We start from the raw sequence: 14,170 nt of genomic DNA on the forward strand, positions 1-14,170 counted from the left end.
GGGCTTATCTTCTTAGGTAACGATGGGGAACAAAAGGTAGCGAAGTGACCGTGACACTAATCGGCGAGTTCCGCACCATTGCGGTTAATGTCGTGCCGAGCCCGGCAAACCGGCGATCCAGCAAGGCCATCGCTACCGGCCGGTTCAGGCTGGGCGAGAAACTGCCGCTAGTCGCATAGCCGATTTGCTGGTCTTGATGAACGATCTCACAACCATCCCGTACCGGAATTCGGCCATCCACCAACAAACCGACCCGCACTCGTTCTGCACCGGTTTGCCGTTGCGCCAGAATTTTCTCGGCGCCGGGAAAATCGCCATGACCTTTTTTAAATACCCATTGCAAGCCCGCCTCTATCGGCGTGATCGTTTCGTTCAGTTCATGGCCATACAAACAAAGCCCGGCTTCCAAGCGCAAGGTATCGCGGGCGCCCAAACCAATCGGTTCGACAGCCTCGTCCGCCAAAAACAAACGTGCGATTCGTTCCGCGTCGGCTTGCGGCAAAGAAATCTCGAAGCCATCTTCACCGGTGTACCCGCTACGGCTAATATGGCATGCGCTCCCGGCAATGTCGGTGGCACAAGCCTGCATAAATTTTAGTCCGCCAGCCTCGGTCGAAAACTTAGCCATTACCGCCGCTGCGCCCGGTCCTTGTATGGCAAATAAAGCTAAATCGTTTGATGGTTCGAACAAGCAATTGACCGGTAACTGGCTGCGTAGATAAGCAAAATCTTTGTCCTTGCAGCCGGCATTGACGATGAGGGATAAGCCCGCTTCAATGCGGGTAACGATAATGTCGTCGACTACACCGCCCTCGGCATTGGTCAATACCGTGTATTTCTGCGCACCCGGCTTTAAATCGACGATGCCACCGGGCGTGAGCTTTTCTAAGGCGTCTGCTGCGTGTTCGCCCACTATCCGGCATTGGCCCATGTGCGAAATATCGAAGAATCCGGCCTGACTGCGGCAGTGCAAATGCTCGTGAATGATGCCGTTTTTATATTGCACTGGCATTTGGTAGCCGGCAAACGTAGTCATCTTGGCACCAAGTTGCAGGTGTAGATCGTATAAGGGCGTTTGCTTTGAACTAGTCACCATGACCATCCTATACTGTTTAGGGATTTCATTAGTCTAGCGCCGGGCCGGATCTCCAACCAAGTAAATTTACAAACGGCTGATTTGCCCGTTCAAATTTCAGCCAAGTGCGTTTAATGTATCGAACGGGCCTTGGCAACTTGTAAATCAGCTGCGTTTCTTGGCGTGTAGTTTAATCGCCTTTACCCTCTACCCTGCTTTAATGAGCTAAGCAAACACTATGATAACTATCGCAAGTTGGATCCGTAATACTTTCGAAATATCCCATGTTGGCCATAACGCCATTCGCTCGATGGAAGGTATACGCGGTTTTGCAGTGTTTCTGGTATTTCTGGTTCACTATGTGACATTAATAGAACCGTGGTTGCTGACAAATTCGATTACTCACGAAATCGCGAAAAACATCCATACCATAGGCAATACCGGCGTCGATTTATTTTTTGTATTAAGTGGCTATTTGATTTACGGCATGCTGATAAAAAAGCCCACCGAATTCAAAAAATATTTATACCGCAGAATTCAGAGAATTTATCCTACCTTTACCGTGGTATTTATTATTTATCTGGCGCTTTCGTTTGCTTTTCCGTCCGAATCTAAAATTCCTGTCGACTGGAAAAGCGGATTTATTTTCGTAACACAAAATTATTTGCTGATGCCCGGTCTGTTCGATATTACTCCCATCATCACCGTGGCCTGGTCATTGAGCTATGAATTTTTTTACTACCTGCTGATTCCGCTACTAATAACCACGCTCAAGCTACGAGCCTGGCCGAGAAAATACAGGATATTATTATTTTTATCGGCATCGCTGATATTATTCGGCTATTTTTATAGTCATGATGGCCCTATCCGCTTATTAATGTTTGTTGCCGGAATAATTTTATACGAAACCGTCGAAATCGGCTATTTAAAACGCTTCCCGCCTATAGGCTTGTTAGCTTTAATATTGGCTATTACATCATTCGGGATAACCAGCTATTACCCCATCAATATTTCACTTAAGTACTTATTACTTTACGCCCTGTTTTTTATTTTCTGTCTGGAATGTTTTTGTACTTCAGGATTTACCAACTATTTATTTACCTTACCCTACCTTAGATGGCTGGGCAACATGAGTTACTCTTATTATTTAATTCATGGCCTGTCATTAAAAGCCATTTTCATGGCATTTGCCAAATTACTTCCCCCACATCACGGTAGCGAACTACTATTCTGGATAGGTTTAGCGCCGATATTCCTGGTTACCTTATTACCCTCGGCCGCATTATTTTGCTGGATAGAAAAGCCGTTTTCCTTGCAAAGACGACATAAATAGCCCAGCTATTAATCGCGAATCAAATTTAGATAATCAGCGCGCGGTAACACATAGATAGGGCTGGATGAAATGGAAACAAAGGCTTGGCCCGCGGCACCGACGGCCAAGTCTTCCGCATGCCCGACTACATCCACCGCCACCCAGGCTTTCTTCGGCTCTAGCTGCATGGTCCAGACGCTGCGGGTTTCATCTGTGCGCCAAACCATAAAGGTATCGCCAAAATAGGCGGCCTGAATATTGCTTTCCTGGGTATCGACAGCACGGTACGGCAATCCGTCGATCAGCGCGCTGGCGGTATACATCGCCGCTTCGCCGGGCTTGTGACCCAAGGAATAGTCCCAGATGCGGCCATAAGCCAAGTCATATTCATGAGCGATGCAAAACGCCACACCCAGATAATCCTGACGACTATTCACCCAGGCGATGATTTTCGCCACCTGCTCGGCCTGCCAGCGCCGGCCATTGGGACCGTGCATGGCCTTGGCGCCGGTTTCGCCTAGCCAGAACGGCAATTTGTTGCTGCGGCCCAGGCTGGCGTAGGTTGCCAGCACACCGCGCTCATCTTCGTTTGAACCATTACCAATGGGTCCGCCGAAACGCGGCGGCTGTTGCGGATAAGCGTGGACGTCCCAGGCGTCCTGATAATTATCCAAACCTAGCTGCAACACCTGTTTAAACCAATCGCCCTCGCCCGGCCTGACCAGGCTGCCGCCGACAACATGCGCATCGCTGCGCGCTTGATGGGCCAACTGGTATTCCCATTTCGCCCGTTCGACCCAGTGCGCCGGCTCGCGCAGCTTTTGCCAATCGGCTTCATGGCGAATGTCTATTTCGTTCGTGGCTTTGAAATAGCGGGTGTAAGCGGCCGCAGAATTGATGAAGTTTTGGCCGTCAGTAGGCTGGTCGTTCAACCAATTGCTATCGCCGGAGGAATCGGCGAATAGCTGCAAGCCACGCTGCTTGGCTTGGTTCCACAGAGGCTTATATTCGGGATCAAAGCCCGGATAGCTACCGTAGCTTCTGAAAATCCCCATTCGTTCCAGCCAGGCAAAATAGCCGCCAGACTGTCTAAAACTTTTATCGCCGTCGGCCAGCGCGTAGTAATCGTTGTTCCAGAGTTTCTTTTGCGGCAGCCGTTGCTTTTGGGCGGCATTGCCGCCGACCACACTAAAGCCGTCGGCCGGATAATGCATGATCAAGCGGCCGTCGTTCGTATACAAGGACGGATAAACCGCGTAATAACCCGCCTCATGAAGCTTGCCAAAATCGGCTTCGACCTGACCGGGAAAGGTATCAGTGACTTCCCGTTCGGCGATTTGTTTACCGCTGTAATCAACCAGGCGCAGGCGTAACTTTGCCGGAAAGCGCAGTAGCGGCACCGGTAAAGTTGTTTCTTCCAAAATCGGCTGCCAGCGTAAATCCACCTTTAACCTCATCGAGTCCCCCGGATGCGGCAAATTGGCCGGAGCATCGACGAACATTATTGACCGCAATTTGGCGGCGATGCGTTGCAAAGCCAAATCGACATCGGGATCGGCGATTTGAGTTTTCAAGCCCGACAGCGACCGCTCGGCGGGATCGGTAAACAGACCGGAAAAATAAAAGCGCTGCCCTTGCTCATGTTGCATCACCAGTTTCAGCAGCAAGCTATGCCAGCCGGGTGTCAGGTTTAGCATCGCCACTTGCGGGGACTGCGTGCGCTCCGCTGATGCAGTTGCCGGCAAGCCTTCGGTGGTCAAACCGTGCAATAGAGCATTGGCTCGGGTGCCGATGGAGTTGGCAAACCCAGCCGGCGGGGTTGGATCATCGCTAAACGTAACAGGCTGACCATCCAGCCAGCCGAGGGATTTGATACCGGAATGTCGCAAATGCAAAAGCGTTTGAGTTGCCCGTTCGGCGTAAACGTAAAGCTGGGCATACCCAGTGCCGCGCGACCAGCCATAGGCGTGCTGGGTGCTGGCTTCAATATCGGTCTCACCGTTGGCCTGAGTTAGTGCGATGCGCCAATCGCGCATTTTGCCGCCCATCATTTCCAGACTCAGATACGGTTGTTCTGGATTGGGCCTTGAGACAGTTTCAGTGTCCAAGCCAAACACCGACAGGCCGGCCTGCCCATCCTGCAAGCCGCCGACCAGCCACGCTGATGGCACGCCATTGTTCAGCGAAGTTGGCTGCGAGGGAGCAACTGGAGCTGGTTTCGGCATCGTGCCGAATTTGGCGGGTTCGGACAGAAATTTGAGCACCTCCGTTTCGTTCCTAGGCTGCGTGAATACCCCGAGCACGGTGAAATGATCGTCGGTGATTACCGCTGCGGGCAGAACCTCGATATTCAATCGCCTGGCCATTGTTTCGGCTTCCGGGCCAATCAAATAGGTCACCGGCAAATTTTCATAGAATGGCCGCACCACATCCGCAGCCAACCCGCGAAACAACATCTCGGCGTTTTCACCTTTGCCATCCAACAGATAAAGGCGTCGCGGGCCTGCGGCGGCAGGCTTGGTCAACGCCAAGAAACGATTTCTGGCTTGAGCCTGCTCGACGGACATCCAATCGCCCAGCGGCTTATCCAGTTTTAATAAAAAGGCATCGAAGACTTTGGCACCGTCCGCCTTGCCGCTATTTTCGATGTCCAACCAACGGTCGCCGGGTAGCAAGTTGATAGTCGTAGGCGCCGGCAACCATTGGTATTCCCACGGCGTGGTATTGGTCAGCGCAAACTCGGCGCGAGTCGCCAACTCCTCAGGCTTGGCTCCGGCCTTGACGATGAAGCTTTGTTTGACCTGCGACACCTCGCCGCCGCTTTTATAGCGGGCCAATAGCTGGTATTGTCCAGGCTTAAGCGCTGTCGGTAATTCAAAGCGAAAACGTCCACCCCACTCACCAAAGCCCTGATGAAACAATAATGCTTCATCCTGCTCGGTGGCCAGTGCGCCGGTATTGCGGCCCGCCGTGGCACTGCCTGTAACAACGTCAAGATAGCGCGGCTTGGGCAACGCTGCCAAAGCCGGCGCTTTGCCCAATTCCAACAGCACCGCCGGTTGATCAACACTACCCGCAAACGGCAATACCGCCCACGGCGACGCCAATAAAAACGCGTCGAACACTTTAGCATCGTGACCGTTGCCGCTATTACGAATCTCGATCACCCTATCGCCGGCTTGGAGAGGCACCGACTTATCGCCGGTCATCCAGGCATATTCCCAGCCCTTGGGTTTTAGCGACAAACTACCGCGCAGCGCCAACCGGCCGGCATCCGGTCCCGCCCAGATGTCAAAAGTCTGTATGCAAACATTCGGATCGCCGCCCTGCCGCCAGCGCGCCCAAAATTTAAAATCACCCGCGACAGACTGAGTTAAGTTGAAACGAAAAGCTGCTGACCATGCGCCAAAGCCTGAATGCAGCACATTGACGGCTTCAGGCTCGACTTGCCAACTGACGACGGCTTGCGGCTCTTGCAGCGCTTGACCCTGTATGAATTGAACTCCGGGTAAGGAGCGAGACTGTGCGTGAGGTGCGCTGCCCAACTCGAGCAAGAAGGCCGGGTGCTGTGGCGTAGGATGAATGGGGAGATTATTAGTTGCGTCATTTAATCCGGCGTGGGACACACCAAGCTCAGTTATTGCCAGCAGGCAAGCAAAAATGAAGCGCGCGGAGGCCGAAAACAGCCGAATGGATACAGTGCGGGGAAGCATCGAAAATCCTTGTCAGTTATAAACACCCGAGTCCAGCCCGGGAGCAACACATCCTTGTTGACACCATGATAAAACAGCTTGGCAAAAATTTCCGCTTTAGCTTGACCGGCACCGCCGATAGCTTTTGGCTAACGCAAATTCTTTAGCCCGAGGACTAATGACAGGGTGTTGTGCTGAAACAGTAAAGCCTAACTGCGACGCAATAGGGTATCGCCTAGTGGAATTACAGATTAGGCCTTAACCTTTTGATGTTGGCTTACGAGGGAAGACAGACTTCGGCCAATAGCGGAAATTCAAATTTTTTAACATATGGCGGCTACAAATCAGAAAACTGTCGTTCAACGTCAATAGGGTGTGGTGGGTTTCCGGACCGCATCAATCGCGAATGATACGGTGCACGTTGTCCAGCAAGTCCTACGGCTCTTCCATCCCAGTCAAACACGGCGGCAGGTTGGAAAAGTTCCTACAGCATGCCGCGCGAAACTGTCATTTTAAGCATAGTCTTGCTTTGGGCATCGGTACTGTGCAAACTCAACGTATTCTTAGCCAAGTCGATTCCAATGGTCATATTCGTCATGTCGGATTCTCCTATTTTTGATTGGTCGGGTTATGACCCTTCAATCTCGCATTTTTTCGCCATTTGAGGCGGTAGAGTCCATTTCATTCGTTAGGTTTTCACAATTGCCAAAAGAGATGCAATGAATCAGAACAAAGAAATTATTTCGCAGATTGCAGGCATTGAAAATTGGAGCGAATTCGAAGAATTTGTAAAGGGCCTTTACGCTCAAAACGAAGGCACCATTCACGTTGAGCGCAATTACAAAGCCAAAGGAGCATCCGGAAGGAACAGAGAAGTTGACGTGCTGGTAAAGTTTGGATTCAATCCGCATATTATTACTCTTGGTATTGAATGCAAATATTGGGCTTAGAAAGTAGACGGCGATATCATCGATATTGCTTTCGCGAAGAAGGAAGACCTCAAGCTAGATAAGTATGCTGTCATAACAACAATAGGTTTTGAAGCTGGAGCGGAGCTTTACGCAAAAAGCAAAGGCATCGATCTATTCATCGTACGACCATCGAAGGATGACGATTTTGGATATTCAGGTCGAATAATTAAATTCAGAATGCATACACAAGGATCTAGACCTATATGCATTAACTTCAACGCCAGTATTATTGCCGAACAAGGAGCCCAAGCCAACGCATCAGAGTATGTCCAATCGAAGCTTTCAAACATCACGTTGTCAGAAATCGATGCGGACTTGAATTCCGAAATTGATTTATATCGATACACGATTGAAACAATGCCTAATGGCATAACTTCGTACATCAGGGGGAGCTACGTCAATAATCTAGCAAAACTAATTTTGGAAACTTGGCGAACGGGAAACACCAATTTCTGGAACAAGCGGCCGTCGAGCATTGCTCAGAAAATAATTTTTGAAAAACCCACCGCAATATTCTTCTCCAATCGCATTGTTGTATTAGTGAATGAAATTGATTTCAAAATACAATATTTGCGATGCGAGAGCGAGTTTGAAATAGACAGAGGCGCGCAGTACCCATTGATTTTAGAAAACGTTATAGAGAATGCGGTAACGCCATTGAGCACATCGCCGCCAAGTGCATCTGTTAAATTCAAAATGTGCGAATCCTCGCCAAAACTCGAAATCAATCTCGCGGACAAACCAGATGACGTCGTTGGTCGTGATGGAGTGACTATACATATCCAGTGCAACGTCCCAATGAGCATTCTCGAATCCGATCCAACATCCATATATTATGAATTTGCAGGCAATGAAAATGGTGTTGTTTGGGAGCCAATACGCAACCAATCCGAATAATCCAATATGAGAACCTAGCTCTGGCGTTGAATGACGGCTTAGGGCGTAGCTGCGGACATTAGGCAGAAAGCTTTGAATGTCTCTGAAGGGTCGAATTTGATCAGTCAGCACCTACTTTGTTCTTGATCGATTGTAAATCGCCCGAGCCCAGCCCAGGAACCACCACATCCTTACAGGTACCATGGTGTCAAACAGCGGCACAAATTTCCGCTTTAGTCAGCCATTCGGACGCATTGAGATCGACCTTAGAAATAACGGATCTGCACTTTTTTTGCGCAGGTCAGTTTGATTACCAGGCCAGGCATCACATGACGATACATAGATGGACCGTGTTTGACTGCGCTGCGGCACGTTCAAGCTCGGACTTAAAATCGGTAAGCTCGTCAATGACATCGTCTTGCTTCCAGCCGTCTGCGGTCGTTAACGCGTTAGGATTGGTTTGCAGGTGGTCCAATATCACGGATACCGAAGACAATACGGCTGCGGCCGGAAACCAATTGGCGGCTGATGCCGACCAGCCTTCTTCGCAGTCTTCAAACTCGCCGGTTTCGTCCATGTTATAGCGAACGTCAGTATCATCATAAAAGGCGCTAAGCAGGGTGACATTGAGTTTGTCAGCCAACGCATCCAGTGGCTCTTGCAGGTAGAAGACAGCGGAATGATCTTCGCCGTTGCTCTCGTAAGTTTCGCCGTTACGGATGTTCAACCAAAGCGTCATACTCATCGTTGTTTCCTTGTGGTGGTGGGTAGAATTGAATGGGGTGCTCCGGTATATGTCGCTAGGTTCGAGCCCAGGACCGTTTAAGGGTGCAAGATACCCAGTGTTATCGAAGCTACCGAATTAAATCAGACCTATCAATTAACGGCCTGAGATATTTGTAACAGCGGCGGGCTGAAGTCGAAACCGAAATGCTTAGGGTCTTCACCTATTACTGCCGCCGAGACGATGTAAAACACATAGTCGTAGGTTTCCAGCGGAATTTCGTATTGTTGAATGAATTTCCAGAAGTTGCGGTCGCGCGGATTGTCGGGCATTTTTTCCACCATGCCGCGCACTTTATTGTGGCCGTAGTTATAGCTGGCCATCACTAACAATCCCGATGCTTGCGCTTGCTTGCTGTAGATGTATTTCAGGTATTTGGCGCCGGCTTGGGTGGCCTGCGCAAAGTCGAAACGCGCGTCCTGCTCGTCGTATTCCCTGACATTCGCCAACGGACCCGGCGGTAAACCGTATTCCTGTCCGGTGGTGGCTAAAAATTGCCAGGCACCCTTGGCAATGCCAAAACGCGTCTCCGGCCCTATCGCCTTGGTGTCGTAATTGCTTTCCTGCAGCGGCAAATACATAAAATAAGCCGGCAGCCCTTCCTTATCCAGCGCATCCAAGACCATCACGCCATATTGGTTATCTTGCATATTTTTAATAGCTACGCGCAACCGACCAGTGTCCTGCCAGTTCTTGATGTATTGCCGCACTTGCGTGACAAACTCGTCCGGCAATTCCAACTCGCTTTCGCCGAAACCCCTGACCACGCGGGTGATCAACTCGCGTTCGTATTGTTCATCGGTCGGAAAGCTCAGGCGCAGAAAATCGATTTCCTTTAGATACTCCTGATATTTGGCTTTCATCAATTTCAGCTTTTGCCGTTCCTCTGCTAAGCGTTTTTTCTCTTCCAGAATTTTTGCCTGCTCGGCTTTGATGCGCTCTTGCGAGACTTTTAATTTTTCGTCCTTTAATTCTTCAAAAGCTTTGGCCAAGGACTCGACATTCTCCGCCAGTCGCATGTCGGCTTGCGACAAACTGACTTCCAAGGTTTTTACATCGTAAAACATATTGATCGCCAGCTTGCGGGCATTGTCCAGCGCCAGATATTGATAAGTGACCAAACCGACGGCTATCACAAACAAGATTCCCAAGGACCAAATCAGTTTTTTGTAATTTTTGGTTCTGACCGTTCTATCCTCGCGGATCACCCGCCGCACCATGCGGGTGTAATCGCCCATATCCGCCGATTCTTCTTCGGACAAAAGGCGATTCTTGATGGCATCGGCCGATAAATTCTGCTGCGGTTGGGGAGGCGGGGCTTTGGGCTGATTTAAAACAGGCGTTGGCGCGGCGGCAAATAAGGTGACATCGTCTTTTGGCGTGGGTAAAACAGGCTTTGCATTTACGGAGGCGATTTTTAGTTCAAACGGCGAAACGCCCAGACCCAACAACACCGGCAAATGCAACTTGGTTTTAGCAGCCAGCCGTTGTTTGTCCAGATACACGCCGTGCGTGCTGTTTAAGTCATACACCCACCAACCATCGGACTCACGCTTGATTTCCAGATGATGCCGGCTTATGGATTGATCGTTGACAACCACCGAATTCTCTTGGGCACGACCAACACTGAAACTGTTTTCGAACGCATAACTGGCGATCACTTGTCCGCTGATATTCAGTAACTCAACCAGAAGCGTTTCCGGCTTGGCCAATACGGTGCGATCAGCATCCGCTTCCGGTGCTTTAAACGGACTGACTCCCATGAAAACGGTTTTATCGTCTTCCATCAACTTGCCTCATCGTCACATTACTCGCGCCAAAGCTTGCTATCCAGCATTAATCTTGTTTTGAAGATTCACTTGATTAATCGCTCATTTCAGACATCGAATTCAGAAAACCGCTTTGGCTTTCAATCCTGAAACCAGCTGTTCGGTAAAAGCCTGCTTATCTCGCACATCCAAATGCGAGCCGTCCGGCAATGTAAAGTTTAACGCCGGATAATCCTGAGAATTAAAAGTAATTGCTCGGCTATGGGCGGCGAATACATCCCAGCCGAATTCGCGCGGGCTGCGGTGCTCGTCAATGGCGAAAATCAATCCCGTCATCGGGAAATTGATAAAGGCGATTTTGCCGCCACGGCCCAGAATCCGGTCGGTTAGGCGATTGACGTAGAAAAACTGCTCAGGCGCATAATGGGTCGGCGCCGATTGTTGCAAGGCGTCGATCACCAAGTGTTCGAAATCGGCTTGCGAAGCCACTTTAGCAAGATCGACCGTTTGCCCAAGGTTGCGTAACACCCGCTGAATATAAAACATCGGTTGTTCGACCAATTGATAATCGGCGTCGCGTTGCCGATTGGGTTTAGTACTGAGATAAAGCGGCCTAACTTTGCCGGGCGTGATCAAGCGTATCAGCAGGTCGCTGGCCGGCAAGCCGCTGGCATATAACGCCGACCATTGTTGCACTCGACTTTTCAATAGCGTTTCCAGCTTGGGTGCTACCAGGTCTTTGTATTCTGTGTGGTAAAAGCTGATCCATTCGTTGGCGCGGTCGGTGTGCGACTTTTCGACCAATTTCCAGACATCGCCGGACACCAGGACGGTGCCGGTGATACCTTCATCAGCGGCCAAATCGGCCAACACCGGTAAAAACTCCGAACCGTCTATGGCCAGTTGTACCGGCGTTAAACCGGTTGTGGCAGCCAAGACATCCAGATCCATATCCAGTTGCATGCGCGAGTCGCCAACCAAAATTAGTGCCTGCTTACCCAACAAAGCGGCTTTGCTACGCTCGGTGGCCCAAAGCTCCTTGCTGTCCTGCACAGTGGGCTGGAAACCGATTTGCCTTAATCTTAGCTCGACAACCGCCAACAGCAGCACAGCAATAACTAGCCCGGCCAGACAGCTACGTTTAAGCGCTTGCTGAGGCAAGCGATCGCTAGAATTGGAAGTAGATGAATGCACGGCTGTCACCAGTAGAAAAAATACCCACACAAACTATCAACAAGGCGATGACGCTGGTTTTCACCATGGGTGAGAAATTGTCGAATCGTTGTTCAAGCCTGATCTCCCGGCTGGCGATGTGCCAAATCAACGTTGTCGCCATTACCGCCACGACTACAATCCTGCTGAGCATGGCTAATTCGCTACTGCCAATCGTATTGGTCAGCGACCCTAGCACTGCCGCTAAATTGTCGAAGCCTTGGGCGCGAAACGGTATCCAGGTCAACGACACGATGACAAATGTCACCAAGATCAAAACCAACTTCGGCGCCAGCCCAACCGGGCGATAAGCCGTGATTTGCTTGATACCGTGCTCGATAACCAGAAACAAGCCGTGCAAACACCCCCAGACCGCAAAAGTCCAGGCAGCACCGTGCCACAATCCACCCAAAATCATCACCAACACCAGATTGAACGCAGTCCTGACCGGCTTACCGCGACTACCGCCCAAACTAAAATACAGGTAATCCCGCAGCCAACTGGACAGCGAAATATGCCAGCGCTTCCAGAAATCCGAAAAGCCAAGCGCGCCGTATGGACAATGAAAATTGTCGGGCAAGCTAAAACCCAAGGTCAGCGCAGCACCAATTGCGCATAGGGAATAACCGGCAAAGTCGAAAAAGATTTGCCCGGAAAACGCCAACACACCCAGCCAGACATCCAGACCGGCAAACGCGGTGGGTTTGGCGTAAATCTGATCAACTACCGGCGCCAAGGCGGTATCGGCCAAAATGGCTTTAGCGAAAACGCCGAATAAAAACAGCGTTAATCCCCAAACAAATTGTTGACTACTGGCTTTTTGCGGGGTTTTACACTGGGGTAAGAACTGTGGTGCGCGGACAATCGGCCCGGCGACCAGTTGCGGAAAAAAGGTCACGAATAAGGAAAAATCCAGAAAACTGCTCTCGGCCGGCGTTTTGCGCTGGTAAACGTCTAGCGTGTATGACAAAGTTTGGAAGGTGTAAAAGGAAATACCGATCGGCAACACAATGCCCAAAGGCTGCGGTTGATAGGCGATGCCGACCAATCCGAGCAGGCCGGCAAAACTTTGATTCAAGAAATCCGCGTATTTGAAAAATCCCAAAAAACCAAGATTTACCAACAAACTAATCGTCAGCAAGCCCTTGCGGCGTTCTTGGCTTTTCGCCGCCGCCATAGTTTTGGCCAGCCAAAAATCCACGGTCGTGGAAATCCACAGCAACACCACGAATGGCGGATTCCAGGCCGCGTAGAATAGATAACTGGCGATTAGCAGAACTATTTTTTGCGCTCGCCAATTGCTTATCGAGTAATGCAGGGCTAAAACGACTAACCAAAAAATCAGAAATAAAAACGAATCAAATTGCATAGGCCCGCTGCCAAGTGAAACAGGGCCGATAGCATCGACCATGTAAAGTCAGATATAAGCGCTACTAGCAAGTTTGGTTTTGCCAGTGCCGGACAAGAATAGTCCATCAATGGCAGTCATGCTTAAGAAGCCTTACGGGCGGCAATGGCTTGGCTTAGTTGATAGACAGCCATCGCGTAAAGCGGGCTGTGGTTGTAGCGGGTAATCACATAGAAGTTATGCAGGCCTACCCATAAATCTTCGCCAACCTGCTGCTGGTAAGCCAACAGCTTGACAGTTTCGCTAGAGGCTAATTGTGTCGGTACATCCACCCCTAAGCGGCGCAATTCGCCGACATTAGTATCGGGTTTAACGCCCTTGCCTAGCGCTTGCCGATAAGCGCCGCCGCGCGCAGTGACCGGGTAAGCCACAGCCCCGCCGGGTCGCCATTGGTTGCGGACGAAATAATTGGCCACGCTGGCAATCGCATCGGCACTATTGGTCCAGATATTCCGTTTACCGTCCAGATCAAAATCCTTGGCATAACCGCGAAAACTGCTAGGCATGAATTGCGGCAAACCCATCGCCCCGGCGTAAGACCCCATAGGTTGCAACGGGTCCATATGCTCTTCGCGCGCCAGAACCAGGAATTGCTCCAGTTCTTTCAGGAAAAATTCGCTACGCGGCGGATAGGCAAAACCCAAGGTCGCCAACGCATCGATCACCCGATATTTGCCGGTATGCGCGCCGTATTTGGTTTCTACGCCGATGATGGCGATGATGATTTCCGCCGGCACGCCGTATTGGCTTTCCACGGCTTTCAAAGCTGCTTCGTTGTCTTTCCAGAACTGCACGCCGCCGGCAATCCGGGCTTCAGTCATGAAGATCTCGCGATACTGAAACCAGGGCTTGCCTTCCGCCGGCTTGGACATCGCGTCCAAAATCGGCTGCTGGATTTGCACGGCTTTGAACAGGCTGCGCAACTCAGCTTCGTTGAAATGCTGTTGTTTAACCAGGTTATGGATAAATTGTTTGAAACTGTCGGTTTCGGCGATTTCAGCCGACGCCGAGCCGGCAGCAAACAACGTGACGGCCAATAGCCAGGCGAATTTATTCTTGTTAATTTTCATA

Annotated in this window: 10 protein-coding genes; 3 read left to right on the forward strand and 7 right to left on the reverse strand. The window is 50.4% G+C overall.

The window, feature by feature from the left end; translation table 11 throughout:
• Positions 1 to 4: 4 nt before the first annotated feature.
• Positions 5 to 1,096 carry a glycine cleavage system aminomethyltransferase GcvT gene (gcvT, locus tag METH11B_RS0111685; RefSeq protein ID WP_331280413.1) on the reverse strand — a complete coding sequence of 364 codons (1,092 nt, stop codon included), beginning with the start codon at positions 1,094 to 1,096 and terminating at the stop codon, positions 5 to 7.
• A 217-nt stretch (positions 1,097 to 1,313) separates the two neighbouring features.
• Between gcvT and METH11B_RS0111690 the strand changes: the two genes are divergently transcribed.
• On the forward strand, positions 1,314 to 2,408 hold the full coding sequence (locus tag METH11B_RS0111690) for an acyltransferase family protein (RefSeq protein WP_026602168.1): 1,095 nt from the start codon (positions 1,314 to 1,316) through the stop codon (positions 2,406 to 2,408).
• An 8-nt stretch (positions 2,409 to 2,416) separates the two neighbouring features.
• Here METH11B_RS0111690 and METH11B_RS0111695 read toward each other — a convergent pair whose 3' ends face one another.
• Positions 2,417 to 6,100: a hypothetical protein gene (locus METH11B_RS0111695; RefSeq protein ID WP_026602169.1), complete on the reverse strand. Its 3,684-nt coding sequence runs from the start codon at positions 6,098 to 6,100 to the stop codon at positions 2,417 to 2,419.
• A gap of 698 nt (positions 6,101 to 6,798) precedes the next feature.
• Here METH11B_RS0111695 and METH11B_RS0111710 point away from each other — a divergent pair.
• Positions 6,799 to 7,029 (forward strand): hypothetical protein, encoded by a 231-nt coding sequence (locus METH11B_RS0111710; RefSeq protein WP_026602170.1) that lies wholly within the window; start codon positions 6,799 to 6,801, stop codon positions 7,027 to 7,029.
• A gap of 198 nt (positions 7,030 to 7,227) precedes the next feature.
• Positions 7,228 to 7,947, forward strand: a complete 720-nt coding sequence (locus METH11B_RS0111715; protein ID WP_026602171.1) for a hypothetical protein — start codon at positions 7,228 to 7,230, stop codon at positions 7,945 to 7,947.
• Between the two features lie 304 nt (positions 7,948 to 8,251).
• Here METH11B_RS0111715 and METH11B_RS0111720 read toward each other — a convergent pair whose 3' ends face one another.
• The 5 genes from METH11B_RS0111720 to mltB form a co-directional block, all read right to left on the reverse strand.
• On the reverse strand, positions 8,252 to 8,671 hold the full coding sequence (locus METH11B_RS0111720) for a hypothetical protein (RefSeq protein ID WP_026602172.1): 420 nt from the start codon (positions 8,669 to 8,671) through the stop codon (positions 8,252 to 8,254).
• 131 nt (positions 8,672 to 8,802) lie between these two features.
• Positions 8,803 to 10,497 carry an FHA domain-containing protein gene (locus METH11B_RS0111725; protein ID WP_026602173.1) on the reverse strand — a complete coding sequence of 565 codons (1,695 nt, stop codon included), beginning with the start codon at positions 10,495 to 10,497 and terminating at the stop codon, positions 8,803 to 8,805.
• A 102-nt stretch (positions 10,498 to 10,599) separates the two neighbouring features.
• Entirely contained in the window at positions 10,600 to 11,673 is a 1,074-nt protein-coding gene (locus tag METH11B_RS0111730) for a hypothetical protein (protein ID WP_155931113.1), read from the reverse strand.
• On the reverse strand, positions 11,648 to 13,060 hold the full coding sequence (locus tag METH11B_RS0111735) for an MBOAT family O-acyltransferase (RefSeq protein ID WP_026602175.1): 1,413 nt from the start codon (positions 13,058 to 13,060) through the stop codon (positions 11,648 to 11,650). Before METH11B_RS0111735 ends, METH11B_RS0111730 begins: the two co-directional genes overlap by 26 nt.
• A 122-nt stretch (positions 13,061 to 13,182) precedes the next feature.
• Entirely contained in the window at positions 13,183 to 14,169 is a 987-nt protein-coding gene (gene mltB, locus METH11B_RS0111740) for a lytic murein transglycosylase B (RefSeq protein WP_026602176.1), read from the reverse strand.
• Between the last annotated feature and the right edge of the window lies 1 nt (position 14,170).

Origin of the sequence: Methylomonas sp. 11b, from assembly GCF_000515215.1 — a bacterium.
Taxonomy (GTDB): Bacteria; Pseudomonadota; Gammaproteobacteria; order Methylococcales; family Methylomonadaceae; genus Methylomonas.

Coding starts and splice junctions, on each gene's coding strand:
- METH11B_RS0111720 (WP_026602172.1), bottom strand. CDS start 8,671: ATGAGTATGACGCTTTGGTTGAACATCCGTAACGGCGAAACTTACGAG.
- mltB (WP_026602176.1), bottom strand. CDS start 14,169: ATGAAAATTAACAAGAATAAATTCGCCTGGCTATTGGCCGTCACGTTG.
- gcvT (WP_331280413.1), bottom strand. CDS start 1,096: ATGGTGACTAGTTCAAAGCAAACGCCCTTATACGATCTACACCTGCAA.
- METH11B_RS0111735 (WP_026602175.1), bottom strand. CDS start 13,060: ATGCAATTTGATTCGTTTTTATTTCTGATTTTTTGGTTAGTCGTTTTA.
- METH11B_RS0111725 (WP_026602173.1), bottom strand. CDS start 10,497: ATGGAAGACGATAAAACCGTTTTCATGGGAGTCAGTCCGTTTAAAGCA.
- METH11B_RS0111695 (WP_026602169.1), bottom strand. CDS start 6,100: ATGCTTCCCCGCACTGTATCCATTCGGCTGTTTTCGGCCTCCGCGCGC.
- METH11B_RS0111690 (WP_026602168.1), top strand. CDS start 1,314: ATGATAACTATCGCAAGTTGGATCCGTAATACTTTCGAAATATCCCAT.
- METH11B_RS0111715 (WP_026602171.1), top strand. CDS start 7,228: ATGCATACACAAGGATCTAGACCTATATGCATTAACTTCAACGCCAGT.
- METH11B_RS0111710 (WP_026602170.1), top strand. CDS start 6,799: ATGAATCAGAACAAAGAAATTATTTCGCAGATTGCAGGCATTGAAAAT.